Raw genomic sequence first — 14897 nt, 5'->3', positions numbered from 1 at the left:
AAATTCTGAGGGCGGTTCAGCGACTGAACCGCCCTCTGCATCTCAGCCAGGTGACAGTGATCGAGCTGACAACCTGCACAGGCTGAATCCTGTGCCTTGCCTCAATTCTTGAGCGCGCCACCCACCGCAACGCCGGTGCCGAAGATCAGAGCCTTGGTCAGGAAGTCGTCGTTGTTCCGCGGCGGCGGCTCCTCGCCGATGAGGGTGTCCGTATTGCGCCGCCGCTGCACGGTCTGCTGCTGCTTCCGGCTCGGTTTCTGCGCCACAGGCTTCACGGTGCGGGTCTTCTGCGCCATCTGCTTCTTGGCCGCCGCGGCGCGCGCCTGATCGGCTGCGTGCTTGGCGCGCACCGCATCCATCATCGGGTCGGTCTGCACGACTAGGAACGCCAGCTGCTCGCGCGTCAGATAGGTGGTTTGCGGCAGCCCGTTCTTGCCCTGCCAGACGCCGATGGCCTGGCGGGTTTTCGGACCGATATTGCCGTCGATCTGGCCAAGCTCGTTGCCCAGCGCCTCGATGCGCAGCTGCAGGTCGATGCGGCCGTCGCGATCGAGACCGATGGCGCCTTCCGTCAGCTCGCTGCCGGGCGTCTGCTTCATTTCGTCGGAGATGCCGACCGAAGTACGAACCGCCGATCCGGAATTCGCATTCGCCTCATTGGCATCGAGTGCTGCCATCTGTCGATTGTCGGCCTTCGGGTCCTTCAACTGATCGATGTTGAGTTTGGCCACGGTCGCGAAGCGGCCATTCGGGAACTGTTCGAGATAGGCTTCGTAGAAGGGGATGGAATTCTTCTTCGATGCCTCGTCCCAGAGGCGCTGCTCCACTTCCCACGACGGAGCTTCGCTGGCCACGGGAGCAGGGGCAGGCGCTGCGGTCGCTTCGCCTGGCTCGGCCGCGATCAGCGCGGCTTCGGCGGGGGCCTTGCCGAGGAAGACCTCGCGTCCCAGCGATGCGTTGTGCCACGGCCGCTGCCGACCTTGCGTCGTCTCGGTCACCTCGCCGCGCACGCGCGTCAGCGCACTCTGCAGTTCGACGCCGGGTTCGGTCAGATGCTTGGCCAGAGCCATCGAGTAGGGACTGTCCACGCCGTTGCCGTCGAAGGCGATCGCGCCCGGATCCGTTGCATAGGCGATGAGCACGCCGCCGGTGCCGACGCCGTCCGCTTTCGCTTCGACCGGCGCCAGCCCCGCGCCCAGCGAGCGGCTCTTCGGCAGTGCGGCGGCCAGCGTCCGTGCCAGCGGATTGTCGCGGCAGGCGTCGAGAATGATGACGCCGACCGCGGGATCGGGCGGCAGCGCCGCCATGAACTCGTCGATCTGCACCGTGCGGGTCTTGAGATAGGCCGGCGTCGTCAACTCGGCATCGACCGGAATGAGGTAGTTCTTGCCGTCGACCTGCATGCCGTGGCCGGCATAGAAGATGACCGCGAGGTCGGCATTGTAGGATTCCTCGGTGAACCGGCTGATCAGCGCGTGCATGCCGGCATTGTCCTGGTCCACCCCTTCGATCACGTCGAAGCCGGCATTGCGCAGCGTCGATGCGATGAGTTGCGCGTCGTTGGCGGGATTGGGCAAGGGCACGGCATTGACATATTTGCTGTTGCCGATGACCAGCGCGACGCGTTTTGCGTCGGGCGTGGCGGCCTGGGCGCCGAACGCTGCAAGGACAAACAGGACAAAACCGCCCAACAGGATGGCGAACGTTTTCATGGGACAGCCCTCCGCCCCACAGGGGCGCGCTATTGTTGTCTGCGCATGCTAAATTCCATTAGCGACGAAGTCGCTTCTGCCAAAACTGGCTTCCAAGCGTATGTGATCTCGACCACAGTTCTGGTTCACAAAAATCTTTGCGAACAGGCGTCAATGTAGCATTCGCGGCATCGGAAACCAATCGGCCCGGCCGCTGGCCGCGGCACGCCTGCGCCGAAACCCAATGCATGTCGCTCAGAAGTGCGCGGCGGTTCTGGGACAACGACATGCATCAGATAAAACCTAAAGTGCGTTGCCTAAATCCGTTTCGGCGCGACGCACTTTAGATTAGCCAGGCTCGAACGTGGGTTGAATCGAGTTCACCAGAGCGGTTATCGCCTGCTTGTATTTTTCGAACTCGGGCGACGTTTGCCGGATCTCGGTCGTGGCCGTCTGCTGGCCTGCGTCGGTGATGATCCGCGGCACCTTCTGGCCCATCTTCCGCTCCGCCCAGTCAATGACATAGCTGGCGGACTTGCCGGTGAGGAAGGGGTTGGCCTGGATCACGGCTGACCCCAGCACGGCGCTCAGCTGCGACGAGCCTGGGGAGGCGAGCACCTGATGCGCGCCTTCCATGCCTAGGAAGTGGCACAGATAGAGCCGCCCGGCAGTGATCTGGTGGCCGCGGGCGCGAAGGTAGGCTTCGCCTTCGCGCGCCAGGTTGCGCACCATCTCGCGCGACAGCGTGGCGTCGTAGCGAAGCGCGAGCAGGTCGGCGGTCGACAGCGAGCGGGCGAGATCGGGGCGATAGGTGTTCATCATCCGGATCCAGGTCTTGGAGATGAACTGCCCGGCGCCGGTCGCCGAGGAAAGCGGGTTCTTGGCCCGGGCGCTGCCACCGCTTTCGACATGGACGATGCGGTCGGTCAGCGTCTCGACGGCGGCATCGCCAGATCCGCCAGCACCGCCGGACGCATAGGTTGCGACGGTGGTGACCGTCCCCAGCGGGTCGATCGCCTCACCGTTCTGGTAGAGCTCGAAATGAAGATGCGGTCCGGTCGAAAGGCCGGTGGTGCCGATGAAGCCGATGACATCGCCGGCCTTCACCTTGGTGCCGACGCCGCTTGCCATGGCAAATTTCTGCATGTGCGCGTAGCGCGTCTCGCGGCCGTTGGCGTGCGAGATCTTCACCAGGTTGCCGTAGCTGCCGCCATCGCCCTGGAAGCTGATCTCGCCGTCGAAGGCGGCCAGGATGGGTGTGCCGACCGGAGCGGCCCAGTCGACGCCCTTGTGGATCCGAACCGTGCCGAGGATCGGGTGCTTGCGCGGGCCGAAGGTGGAGGTCATGACCCCGCTGACCGGCGTGACCATGCCGTTCATCACGGTCAGCGAACGGACCTCGTCATTGCCGGTGACGCACGCATATTGCCCGTCGCTCTGCTGGAAGACGAAACAGTCGAGGTTCTTCTCTGCGCCCTGGACGCCGACATAGAGAACCCGTCCCGAGATCTCGCCTTGGCCGCGCGGCGTCTGCGAGTAGATCAGCACCAGGCGCTGGTCCTCGCTGGCGAAAGCGTCGAGATCCTGCCCTCTCGACAGATACATGATGGCCTCGCCGATGACGCTGGTCGGGACCTTGTTGCGCGCCGCCGTCGAATAGATCGCGTCGAGCAGGCGATACTGGCGCTTGGGGCCGCCTTGGTCCGATGCGCCAGAATAGTTGAACAAGTCCTCACGCACCCACGGATCGACACCTGACACGAAGGCGCCGGCCGTGCTGCGCGTCAGCGTGCCGACATAGACATTCTTGGCGTAGATCGAGACCTGCATCAGCGACATGGCCGTGGTCTCGCGGTTCGGCCTGAAGCCGCGCATGGCCACGACATAGCCGGCCTCCAGACCATCGCGATTGAACAGCGCCTTCAGCGCTTCGCCGGCGAGCTTTGCGTCCTCGGCCGAGAAGTGAGCATCCGAGACGACGCTGTCCAGGCTGCGGGCGTTGAGGATCTTGACGAAGGTGTCCGCGGTTGCGTCGAAGCGCTGGTATTCGCCGGTAACGGTCGCGACCGTCGTGTTGTTCTCGATCTGGGTCTTCTTGAATGCGGGAAGCGCTGCCTCGCCCTGATCGATGGTCTCGCCCCAGCCGGCCTCGGGATCGTCGGCATCCGCTTTGGGCGCGGAGCTGGGCGGAGCCGCGTCCGTATCGGGGGCCGGCTGAAGGTCGTTTTGCAGGTCATCCTGCTGCTCCAGCCCACCTTGCTGATCGAGATCGCCCAACTGGTCCTCGGGCGCCGCCGCCGGAGCCGGTGGAGTCTGCGCCGGCACCGATTGGCCCGCCCGTCGCTGCGCCTGGAAGAAGGCGAAATCCTCCTGCGTCGACGGGATCGTCGTCATGAATTTTTCGCTGGCGCTCAGCATCACATCGGACAGGATTTCGATCTGCGGGGATGCTCCGGAACTTTCGAGCTCCGCCGGCCGCGCCACGGTCTGGCCCTTCGTTCCAGCCTCGGCATCCGGGGCAAGAGTGATCCACATCGGATCGCCGGCGAGATCGATGATCGCCGGCACATAGACGGAGGCGTCGGGCGGTACGTCCTGCGCGCCCTCGACGGGTTGCAGATCCTCGTCTTCATCGCCGAACGACCAATAGTCCTTGGTGAGATAGAAGCCGCCGGCCATCGCTGCCAGGGCCAATGCGACAAACCCGCCAAGCACCCGGCGCCAGAGCTTGCGCCTGCGTTCGGCCAGGCGCGCCTGCTTCTTTGCCTTGAAGCTCGTGTCGATGCTGTGCGTCACGGGCTGTTTCCGGTTAGGAAGTACGTCCAGCGCACCTGCTCGAGCGTGTCGACTTCGACGAAGCGGGCCGCGATATGACCGCGCTGCCAGCATTCATCGATGCCGCGTATCGAGAAGCGGCGCCTGTCGATGCACATCTCGATCGAGCCGTTCAGGATCGCGTGGCCGAAGACGTCGGTCGCGTAGATGTAGATGTAGCGGTTGGCCAGTTCCTCGCGGATGACATTCACGCACTGGTTGGCGCCGATCGTCCACCAGCCGTCGGTCTGGTCGGCATTGTCGACCTTCTGTCCGACGGCGAGATTGACGACGTCGAGCGTCTGGTTGCAGACGGTGAACTCGGCATGCGCCTTGCCGACGGGTAGGGTGAAGAACAATGCTGCGCCAAGCAGCCCGGCCAGTCTCCGGCGCCGTAGGTCAGACAGGTTCGAACGCCAGCCGCGCCCCTTGCCTGGTTGGGCCGGGAGGGAAAAGGGCGAGCGGCGGAGACCCATCGGCGTCCGTATTATCCGCCGAGCTGGAAATACTTGGCGGTGGCGGAGAAGCCGGGGCCGCGGGCTTGGATCTCCTTGAGGAGCTTGGGCAGCAATTCCGAGGCTGGGGTCGGTCCCGAGAACATCGCGGCCTGTAAATCCTGAGGCCCTGTGATGACCAGCATCACCTGGGGCAAAGCCTTGCCGGCCGCCTTGTCCGCGGCAGCGAGGTCGATCGGGATGTTGAACGTCGCCTTGTCCGGCTGCGGCACCATACGGTCATCGAGGTTGAACGCGATGCCGCTGTGATTGATCAGCAAAACGTTGGAGATGAGCCCGGCGCGCGTGATCAGTGTGCCGCTGATCGGCGAGCCGTCGGGCACCGACGTGCGGTCGAGAACGAGTTCAGGACTCTCGGCACCGCTCCGGCCGAGAAAGCGCAGCAATGTCGGCACGCCGCACTGGGAAGGGGTGATGAGCCGCACGCTGATGTCCGGCTCGAGATGGAACCGTGCCTGGAAGTCGCCGAGCATCTGCTCGAAGGGTTGGACGGCCGTCCCGAACCCCTCGATTGCTGCGGCCCTGTCGGCAGCCGATGTCACGGTCGCATAGAAACAGTTGCCGCCATTGTAGTCGCGCACCCACGAGGCACGCTCGGCCAACTCCCCGGCGGGCTTTGCTGGCGGCGGTGTAGTCGGCTTTGGCAGATTGATGGCGACGTCCGGCTTGTCCGGTTCAGCCGTCGGCGGCTGCGCCGGCAAAGTCGGCGTTTTCGGCAAGCTTGGTGCCGGCGCCTCGGGCTCTGTCGGCTGGCCGGCTGGCGGGGTGGTCTTCTGGTTCTGGACGACCTCCGGCTGAACGGCAGGCGGCGGGGCGGGCTTCTGGATCGGCGGCGGGGCGGGAGCGGTCTTGCCCGGCGGCGATGCCGGGCCCTTGTGATCGGTCACGACCGTATCGGGCTGAAGCGCGGGTGGCGGCGTCCTGGCGGGCGGTGATATCGGGATGGGCTTGATGGTCGGCGGAGCCGCCGTCTGCTCGTCGCCGGTGACGCTTTGCGGTTGGGTAGCCGGGGCCGCTTTCTGCGCGGGTTGCTGAACCTCGACTGGCTGCGGCTGCCGGGGCTTGGTCGTTTCAGCGGGCAGCGGCGGCTTCGGCTCCTGGTCCGGCACGGCTGTCGGCTGCTTGCTGGCCGGTGGCGTGCCGCCGTCTGGTTGCGGTTGAACCGGTGGAGCAGGCTTGGCCGGCTCATTGGTGGCCGTATCGTCGGGACTCGGCGTCTCCGGCTGAGGCTTGGGTTTCTCCGCCTTGGGCTTCGGCACCGGCTTTGGCACCGGCGACGGGGCCTTCACCACGATTGGCGGCGAAGGCCCCAGGACGCCCGAGACATAAAGACCGGCCGCGGTCACCACGGCCAGTGCCACCACGCTGCCTATCGCGAGGATTGGGGTTCTGGATGGCTTCCCTTGCGGGGTAACCGCGGGCTTGGCCGCGCGCGGAGATGCCGCCGCAGGCCGCGATTCTGACAGGTGCGCCGGCCGCACATGCTGGACGAAGGGCTGTTCGCCGGAAGTTGCGGAAGGCTGCGGATGAACGTTGGACTGCGGCGCGGCGGTCCAGCCTGCCCTCGGCAGGCCCGAGCGCTCGCGCGATCCGAAAGATGCCGGCGGCGGCAATGTGGCGTCGTCGTCTTCGCCGCGCGTCGCCCTGGCGATTTCTGCCATGCTGGCTGGCCGGTCGCGCGGATCCGGCTGCAGCATCGCGTCAATAAGGTCCCGGAAGTGGGGATCGATATCCGACAGGTCGGGCACCGATCGGCGCTTCTCGATGACCTCGTATTGCGAGCCGCTCATGTCGATCGGCTTCCCGCGCAGCGCAGCGGCAAGCACCAGCCCCAAACTGTAGATGTCGGACTGCTCGCTGACCTCGCCGCCATAGAGCCCGAGCTGCTCGGGCGACACGTAATTGTACTTCCCGGCAAACCGGCCGCCGATCAAAGTCTCGCCGCCGACCGTTGCCGATCGCGCGATGCCGAAGTCCACGATCTTGGCGCGCTCCACGCGCCCGCCTGGCAGGATGATGTTGTCCGGGGACAGGTCGCGGTGGATGGCGCCTGCCTGGTGCACGGCGCTGAGGCCGGATGCGAGGCGATGGCAAAGCCTGCGCACGTCTTCCGCCGGCATAGGTCCGCGTCGCAGGACATCGAACAGCGACTGGCCGTCGACGAATTCCATCGCCAGATAGGGCCTGCCGATCCCGGCATCGACGGTGAAGACGTGGTATCGGACAACGGCGTCGTGCGACAGATGATTGAGGATCGACGCCTCCTTGCGGAACAAGGACAGGATCGTCTGGTCGCGTGCGAATTCCGGCAGCACGATCTTGATCGCCACATGGTCGCCGGTCTGGATGTTGTGGCCGCGGTAGACTTCGCCCATGCCGCCGGAAGCGATGCGCTCGTCGAGCTCGTAGATTCCGCTGAGCTGCGTGCCCACCCCGGTGTTGGGTGGGCCTCCCGATATCCGCGTCCTGTCGTCGTCGCTCATCGTTCAGCCCTCTGCCCGGACTGATCCGCATGGAGCGATCCGTTGCGACCGTCGCCAATCTTCACCAGCACGATGGTGACATTGTCCGTTCCGCCGCGCGCCAGCACCATGTCCAGCAGGTTCTGGCAGACCGCCTTTGCCGGAACGGTTTTCACCGCCGCTTCGATCTCGGCATCGCTGACATGCGCCGTCAGCCCGTCCGTGCTCAGCACGAAGACATCTCCCGGCAACAGCTCGCCTTGCTGGAAATCGATGACCAATTCGTCGCTGACGCCCACCGCATGGGTGATCACGTTGCGGCGCGGCCAGGTGAGCGCTTCCTCATCGCTGATCATGCCGCGATCGAGAAGCTCCTGGACTTCCGTATGGTCCTTCGAAATCTGTGCGATCGCACCGTTGCGGACCAGGTAGATGCGGCTGTCGCCGGCCCATAAGCCTGCGAAGCGCCCGTCCATGGCGAGCAGGGCGGCGAAGGTGGACCCGATGGTGATGCCGCGCGATCGCGATATGTTGCGGATCTCGGCATTGGCGCGGCTCAGTCGGTCCTCGAAGCGGGCGCGAAGGTCCGGTGCCGAGCTTGCGATGCCGATCGTTGCCAGGTGGTCGACGATGCTGGCCGAAGCGACTTCACCCGCCTCATGCCCGCCCATACCGTCGGCCACCACCCACAGTCCGGTCTGTGGCTCCACCAGGTAGTTGTCCTCGTTGTGGTCGCGGACACAGCCCTTGTGGCTGACGCCGAAGCTTTCGATCGGAAGGGCGACAGTGCTCACTTTGCCACCAAGCGCTTCTCGAACGCCCTCTGTGCCGACCCACGGGCCACTTGCCCTTGCCACTTTGCCACAAGCGCAAAAATTAGAGTACCGAAATGAAGACCTGGACTGGCCATCTCAGAACGCCTTCGGACAGCTGAAGCCTGAAAGCGCGGGGAGCAGGAACGGGTTGGCCGACGACCCCGCCTGCATCGTGTAGGAGACGTCCCGTCCGCCGATCACGAAGCGCACCTGCTCCTTCCCGTCATTGCTCGGGGCGATGGCCCCCTTGTCCAGGAGCCGCTTGAGCGCCCACGGCCCCTCGAACTTGAGAGCGGACTCGCGGCCGGGCATCTCCGGGACCAGGCTGAGGCTTGCCGATGCCGAAGCGGTTCCGTTCGGCCATATCACCGTGCGCGGCGCGTTGCCGGCCTGGCTGCTCTGGACCGTCTGGCCATCGATGTCGAGCACCGCGCTGTCGGCCTCGCTGTTCAGCGAGAATGGCGTGAAGGTGATGCTGACCGACGGTGTCGATCCGCCCGATGGGAAGAAGGCGCCGCGGATCTCCGCCGCCGACTGGAACGCTTTCAGGGTCGACTTGGCAAGGTCGCGGCCGGCGCGGGCATCCTGCTTCCATGTCCAGTCCTGGCCGGTCATGTCGATCAGCGGCGCAAGGTTGCGGGCGAAGAACCGGTCCATCAGGCCGCCCGGCGCGAACAGCTTGGCAAAGTCGGCCATGGATATTTCTTCCGTGCTGTCGCCGGCGAACGGGTAGCGGCCGTTGACAACCTCCTCGCAGGGGCGCGTGACGGTCTGATCCAGGCTCTGGTTGAGGTTGGCGACCGAGGTTTCGGCGACATTGCCCTCCAACTCGTCCGCGGCCGCGTTGACCATTCGCGCAAGCTGCTTGGGCAGGCGCGAGGAATTGGCGCGCAGCGTCGAAATCTGCAATTGCAGGTTCGCGTTGACGCGCTCCGTCTGCGAGGGGACATCCGCCGCAAGCTTCAGGCTCTGGTAGATGTCGCGGAAATTCTGCGTCAGCGCATCGATCGGCCGGCGTCCGGCGGAACCGCTCACCAAAGCCTGGAAAGGCCTGAACTGAGCCTCCACATTGGCGCCGGCGTTCTGCCCGCCGGACGAAGCCGTGCCGGCACGGCCCTGCGACTTGCCGCCAGCAATCTGCAGGCCGATGCGTGCGAGACCCTTGGCCATGCTGGCCGGATCCTGATCGGCCGTTCCTGCCTCGCCTGCTCCGGCAGCAGCGTCCCTGGTCAAGGCGGTTTCGCCGGCGACAGCCGCAAACAGCCGGTCTATCGGCGAGTCGGCCGACGCGGCGGCGGAAAGCGCGATATATTGCGGCTGGTCCTTCAGCATCGCCTTGAACCTCAGTTGGTCGAGAACGCCGTTCCATGCGATGGCGAATTCCTTGCCGTAGCGGTCGAGGAGCTCGGGACCGAGCTTGGGCAGGTCCTGATCGATGCTGCCTTGCTCGCCGCCGCCGCCGAGCACCCACTGGTCGTCGACCAGCATCTGCGCCATGCGCGACAACTGCTGGAGGTAGAAGCCATTGAAGCCGGCCCGGGTATAGAGGCCGGGGACGCGAAGGTCGGAAAGCTCGCTGCCATCGATGCGTTCGAACAAAAGCTTCGCCTCGGGGCCGGCTTCCGTGGAAACCGAAAAATCCGTCAGCTTGGCACTGTAGACCGCCGACTTGATCAAGGCCGAGGCGCGGTCGGCGACGCTCATGCGCCCGAGCGAGCGTTGCGCGGCCTCGACCAATGGCTGGTTGAGCTCGAAGACCGGATCATAGGCGTCATCGAGTGCGAGCATGGCGCGCAGGTGCTTTTCGAGCTGGGCGCGGCCCTCGCGATTGTTTTCGCCCGGATAGCGGTTCTCCTCCCAGTCCTGCTTCATCCAGGACACGATCAGCTCGTCATCCACCTTCGGCGCCTTGCCGCCCAGCATCAGGTAGATCTTGAGCGGCTCATAGAGCGCGATAGGGTCGGCCATCTTGGCCTGGATCGTCCGCTCGGCCTGAACCAGCAGCCGCGAGCGGAAGCTTCGCTCCAGCGCTTGGCGGTAGGCCGTTTTGCCGGCCGACAGGAGCCTCTCCCGCTGGCCGAGCCCGAAGGTCGCCTGGACCGGCGCCGGCTCACCGGCGGTCTCGAATCCGGCTGGCAGGTTGCGCAGCTGGTCGAGCGGGCCGATGACGTTCTCGAGGTCGACATCGGTTACCGTCGTGCTCTTGAGCAGGGAATCCGCGTTCTGGCGGTACTGCGCCATTGCCTGTCTTGTGGCATCAATGAGCGAGCGGTTGGCCGTGAGGCTGAGACCGAATGCGCCGAGCGCAGCCACGGCCGCCAGCGCGATCGCGGCGAGGCCGCCATAGCGGGCGATCGACGCCCGCCGCTTAGCGCTTCGATCATAGGAAACCCAGTCTGATTCCGGAAAGATCACCTCGGCCAGAAGGTCATGCAGGAAGAAGCTCTTTCCGGTTCCGGAAAGCTGCGCCTGGGACGCGGCGCCGAAGCTGCGGCCGATTGCGCCCAGCACCTGATCGATCGGCGTTCCTTCCTGGGTCCCTGAGGAGAAATAGAACCCACGCAGGCTGACATTGACATGAGATCGCGACGGATCGAACAGGCTGCCGACGAAACGCGCCACGCGGCTCCGCAGCGCGCCGAACTGCGCCGGGAAGCCGAAGATCGATATGCGCGCGACCGGGTCGGCCTCGTCCTGCAGCCGGTCGGCCATCTCCTCCGTCAGGCGTCTTGCCAGAGCATCGAATTCCGCCGGCGTCTCGCCGACCATGTTCCTGTTGCGGTCGGTGGTCTGGAAAGTCGCGCCCCACACCTTGCGCCTGCGCGCCTCGTCGCAATCGCCGAAATAGTCCATGAAGCCGGCGATGAGGTCCGCCTTGGTGAAGAGCAGGTAGACCGGGAACTGGATCTTCAGCGTCTCGTGGAGCTCGCGCAGCCGGCTGCGGATCTCGACAATATGCGCGTCGAGCTGCTGATCATCGAAGCCGATGAGGTCGGCGATGCTGATGGCGAGGATGACGCCGTTGATCGGCTGCCTTGTGCGGTATCTCTTGAGCAGGGCGAGGAAAGCGAGCCAGCTCGCCTTGTCGCGCTGGGCGTCCGAATCCTGTGTCGTATAGCGGCCGGCCGTGTCGATCAGCACCGCCTCATCGGTGAACCACCAGTCGCAGGAGCGGGTGCCGCCGACGCCGGCCACCGGCTGGGCAGTGCCGGAGCCCGCGAGTGGGAAATTCAGCCCGGACTTGACCAGCGCGGTCGTCTTGCCGGCGCCGGGCGGGCCGATGACGATGTACCAGGGGATATCGTAGAGGAAATTGCGCTTGCCGCTCGACCGCTTGAGCGTCGCGATGGCTTCGCTCATGCGTGCCTCGAGCACCTGCGCATCGTCGCTGCGTTCGTCGCTGCGGACGATCGCCGTTTCGAGCGCCCTTTGCGCCTTGTGCCTGCGCCAGAAGCCCAGGCCGTAGACAAGCGCGAGGAGAGCAACGCTCACAGCGATGATCGCAGCCCTCAGCCAGGCGGGCCCGAGCGGACGGCTATCGGCAAAGCGGATCAGCGGTCCGGCATACCAGACCGCCGCCGTGAAACCGGCCAGCGCGAGAACGCTGAATATCCGCAGCACCCAGCGCATCATGAGAGCTTCCGGCCGGCCGCGCTCAAAGTGCCTCCTCCTTGAGGATCATCACGTCGACGCGGCGGTTCGAGGCGCGGCCTTCCGGCGTCGCATTGTCGGCGATCGGCTCGTCCTCGCCCCTGCCGTCGGCGGTTATCCGCGACGGATCCTTGAAGCCCGGCGCCATCATCGCTTCGACCGCCTTCGCGCGGGCGACCGAGAGGTCGAAATTGGACTTGAAGGCGCTCGATTTGCGCGGCTTCACATTGTCGGTATGACCGACGATCCTGATCGGCCCAGGCTCGGCATCGAGGGCCGCGACGATATCCGCCGCGACGGTTTGGAACTCCGGCTTCAGCTCGGCCTTGCCGGCCTCGAACATCAGGGCGTTGTTGATCTCCACCACGATGAAGTTGCCCTGCGTGCCCACCGCCAGCCCGCCGCGCACCAGGTCCTTGGCCAGAGCGGCGCGGATGCGGCTGATCTGGGTGAGCGCGACGGGCGCAGGGACAGGCGCAGGAGCAGGAGCAGCCGCAGGAGGAGCGGCTGTTTCCGGCTCGGCCAGCGGCGCCACGCTGGCGCGCTCGATCGTGACCGGCGTCGATGGATTGAGCGCCAGCAACTCGCGCGCAGTCGCGTCGCCTTCATCGGTGATGAATATTCGCATAGCGAAGAATGCCGCCGTCACCAGCGTCGCCGCGGCCGCCGCGACGGCCCATGGCGGCAACCGGGCGGACGGTTTGGACATCGTTGCCGCCATGCCTTGCCAGTGCGGCGAGATGTCGTCGTCGGCGAGCGGTTGGAAATAACGGATCGTGTCATAGACATCGCGCCGCACGCGCTCGAGATTGTCGCGTTCGCCGGCACGCCCGCGATACTGGCCTTCGAAGCCGAGCGACAGGCAGGCATGCATCAGTTCCAGCAGGTCCTGATGCGCCTCCGGTTTGCCCAGGAGACTGTTCAGCGCCTCGTAGAAACCCGTGCCGGTGGGCTTGCGGTGGAAGAACCGCGCCACCAGGCTGTGCCCGCTCCAGCCGGCGTCCTTCGGCCATGGCAGGTTGCCGACCAGATCGTCGGCGGTTTCGCAAAGGGCAAATCGCGCGATCCGTGCTTCTTCCTCAGCCACGCCGGCTTTCGCCAACTCCCGATCGAACACCTCGATCGCTTCGGCGATGTGTTCGGCGAGCAGACCCGCCTGCCTCTCGACCGGCATCAGCCGCAATTGGCCAAACAGCATCAGCAGCGGTGCTGCCGCGCCGAGGATTGGGTTGGCCGCGCCATATTGCACGCCACCCGCGGCATCGAGCAGGATGTCCTGCTGGAGCTTCGGCGCGGCTGCGGCTGCTGCCGCTTCTGAGGCGGCCCCTTGCTGGATGACGGTGCCGGACGACCAGCCGGTCGGCATCTCCCGGCCGAGGCCAGGGTCGAAGACCGTCGATTCCCTGGCGCCCGGCGGCGCAGGTCCAGTATTGTCCGGGCGACGGCTTTGAGGCGCCGCGGGCGATTGCGGCCGTTGCCGTGAAGCGCGAATGACGGTCTTGCCCGCGCCGGCGGAGGGATCGTCCTTCGAACTCATCGGCGGTTCACCGCCGAGCAGCGAGCATGGAGACGAACCTTATGCCATGGCCTGACGGCGGGCCGGATGGAAAGGCTGATCTCGCCGAAACATGACATTGCTGCACACGCCCCAAGCCACGCCGCTTTGCCCGCCAGGCAAGCTTCCGCGCGCCATCCTAATCGCCCAAGCGGTTAATTGAAATCGGAAAGCAAGATCAGGGTTTCTTCTGTGATACCCGTCACATAGCGTCGGGATCTGCGCCGCCATGAGCCTTGATTGCAATTTCTTATTTGTGCTTGCTGGCCTTGGCGTAGGCTTCGCTGAAATAGGCCAGGAAGACATCGAGCATGCCGTTTTCATGCGTCTCCTCCATGGTCCGCCAGGTAGCGACCAAGGCATCCCAAGCCTGACTTTTCTTGGACGAGAAGGACGTCGGCGGAAGCTTACGGGCGATCGCCTCGGGCGACAGGTCGTCGAGCAACCTGGAAAGTGCCGCCTGCATGGCGGCATAGGTGGCCAACTCGTGCGTCTTCAGATCGCGGAATGCGTCCTCGACACTGTCCGTGGCATCGAGATAGCCGGCCCTGCGCTTGGCGAACATGATCTCCAATATGTCATCGGTTCCCGGCACGAATTTCAGCGGGTTGTTGTCCTCGGCGCCGATCATGGTGCGATGCGGGCTCTTGGCGAGCACCTTGGCAGCCGCGCGCGCCTTGAGCAGCAGCGACAATTGCTCGACGATCATTCTGAGCACCGTGCCGATCTCCGCCGCCACTTCATGCGGGTCGCGCGACTGAATGAGGTCGGGCGAAATGCCGGCGGCTTTCGCGATCTCCCGCAACAACCCGTCGGCTTCCGCCGGCCGAGCCGGCGAGGGCGCCGGCGCCGGCTGCAGCGCAGAGGATGTCGAGACCGGCGCCCTCTGGCTGAGGCGCTGTTCCGCCTGGCCGAAGAACGGCTCATTGGACAATTCGAGCGGCCGGCCTGTCGCCGGCGGCAATTCGCGCTGTGTCGAGCCGGCCCGGGTTTGCGAATGGCCGCTGGTTACGCCTTCTTGCTCGATCGAAACCGAAATGACATAGCGGCCGATCAGCAGCCGGTCGCCATGTCCAAGCCGATGCGGGCCGGCCATGCGCTGGCGGGAGCCGTTGATGAAGGTGCCGTTGCGCGAGACATCATAGAGCCAGAACGCGCCCGCCTGGTAGCGGACCTCGCAATGCCGGCCCGAGATGATTTTGTCCGGGTCGGCGAGCGTCCAGTCGCAATTCTCGCGGCCGATCTCGAAGCTGCGGTCGCGCGCGGCATAGCTGGCCGCGGTGCCCCGGGGCAGCCGGTCGACATTGCTGATCTGAAGCGAGATGAACATCCGGTACGCCGCCGAGCCTCATCGAAAGCACTTATCACTGGCAATCCGGCCGGAAACTCTGCGC

Annotated in this window: 8 protein-coding genes; all 8 read right to left on the bottom strand. The window is 65.3% G+C overall.

Annotated features, from left to right (window positions below; translation table 11 throughout):
* Positions 1 to 101: 101 nt before the first annotated feature.
* On the bottom strand, positions 102 to 1712 hold the full coding sequence (locus tag EJ074_RS09795) for a caspase family protein (protein ID WP_129553180.1): 1611 nt from the start codon (positions 1710 to 1712) through the stop codon (positions 102 to 104).
* Between the two features lie 327 nt (positions 1713 to 2039).
* Entirely contained in the window at positions 2040 to 4487 is a 2448-nt protein-coding gene (locus tag EJ074_RS09790) for a M23 family metallopeptidase (RefSeq protein WP_129553179.1), read from the bottom strand.
* Positions 4484 to 4981: a DUF1036 domain-containing protein gene (locus EJ074_RS09785; protein WP_165349901.1), complete on the bottom strand. Its 498-nt coding sequence runs from the start codon at positions 4979 to 4981 to the stop codon at positions 4484 to 4486. The genes EJ074_RS09790 and EJ074_RS09785 overlap by 4 nt, the downstream gene beginning before the upstream one ends.
* 11 nt (positions 4982 to 4992) lie before the next feature.
* Positions 4993 to 7503, bottom strand: a complete 2511-nt coding sequence (locus EJ074_RS09780) for a serine/threonine-protein kinase (RefSeq protein WP_129553178.1) — start codon at positions 7501 to 7503, stop codon at positions 4993 to 4995.
* A complete protein-coding gene (locus EJ074_RS09775; protein WP_129553177.1) occupies positions 7500 to 8276 on the bottom strand; it encodes a PP2C family serine/threonine-protein phosphatase in 777 nt (258 codons plus the stop codon). Before EJ074_RS09775 ends, EJ074_RS09780 begins: the two co-directional genes overlap by 4 nt.
* A 117-nt stretch (positions 8277 to 8393) precedes the next feature.
* The gene (tssM, locus tag EJ074_RS09770; protein ID WP_129553176.1) at positions 8394 to 11930 is read right to left on the bottom strand and encodes a type VI secretion system membrane subunit TssM; all 3537 of its coding nucleotides are present in this window, start codon (positions 11928 to 11930) and stop codon (positions 8394 to 8396) included.
* A gap of 22 nt (positions 11931 to 11952) precedes the next feature.
* Complete coding sequence (gene tssL / locus EJ074_RS09765; protein WP_129553175.1) at positions 11953 to 13485, bottom strand: type VI secretion system protein TssL, long form; 1533 nt, start codon at positions 13483 to 13485, stop codon at positions 11953 to 11955.
* Between the two features lie 268 nt (positions 13486 to 13753).
* Complete coding sequence (tagH, locus tag EJ074_RS09760) at positions 13754 to 14833, bottom strand: type VI secretion system-associated FHA domain protein TagH (protein ID WP_129553174.1); 1080 nt, start codon at positions 14831 to 14833, stop codon at positions 13754 to 13756.
* Positions 14834 to 14897 lie beyond the last annotated feature (64 nt).

The organism is Mesorhizobium sp. M3A.F.Ca.ET.080.04.2.1, assembly GCF_003952525.1.
Lineage (GTDB): Bacteria > Pseudomonadota > Alphaproteobacteria > Rhizobiales > Rhizobiaceae > Mesorhizobium.
Note: the sequence above shows the minus strand (reverse complement) of the source record. Positions and strands in the feature narration are given on the sequence as shown.

Coding starts and splice junctions, on each gene's coding strand:
- EJ074_RS09780 (WP_129553178.1), bottom strand. CDS start 7,503: ATGAGCGACGACGACAGGACGCGGATATCGGGAGGCCCACCCAACACC.
- tagH (WP_129553174.1), bottom strand. CDS start 14,833: ATGTTCATCTCGCTTCAGATCAGCAATGTCGACCGGCTGCCCCGGGGC.
- tssL (WP_129553175.1), bottom strand. CDS start 13,485: ATGAGTTCGAAGGACGATCCCTCCGCCGGCGCGGGCAAGACCGTCATT.
- EJ074_RS09795 (WP_129553180.1), bottom strand. CDS start 1,712: ATGAAAACGTTCGCCATCCTGTTGGGCGGTTTTGTCCTGTTTGTCCTT.
- EJ074_RS09785 (WP_165349901.1), bottom strand. CDS start 4,981: ATGGGTCTCCGCCGCTCGCCCTTTTCCCTCCCGGCCCAACCAGGCAAG.
- tssM (WP_129553176.1), bottom strand. CDS start 11,930: ATGATGCGCTGGGTGCTGCGGATATTCAGCGTTCTCGCGCTGGCCGGT.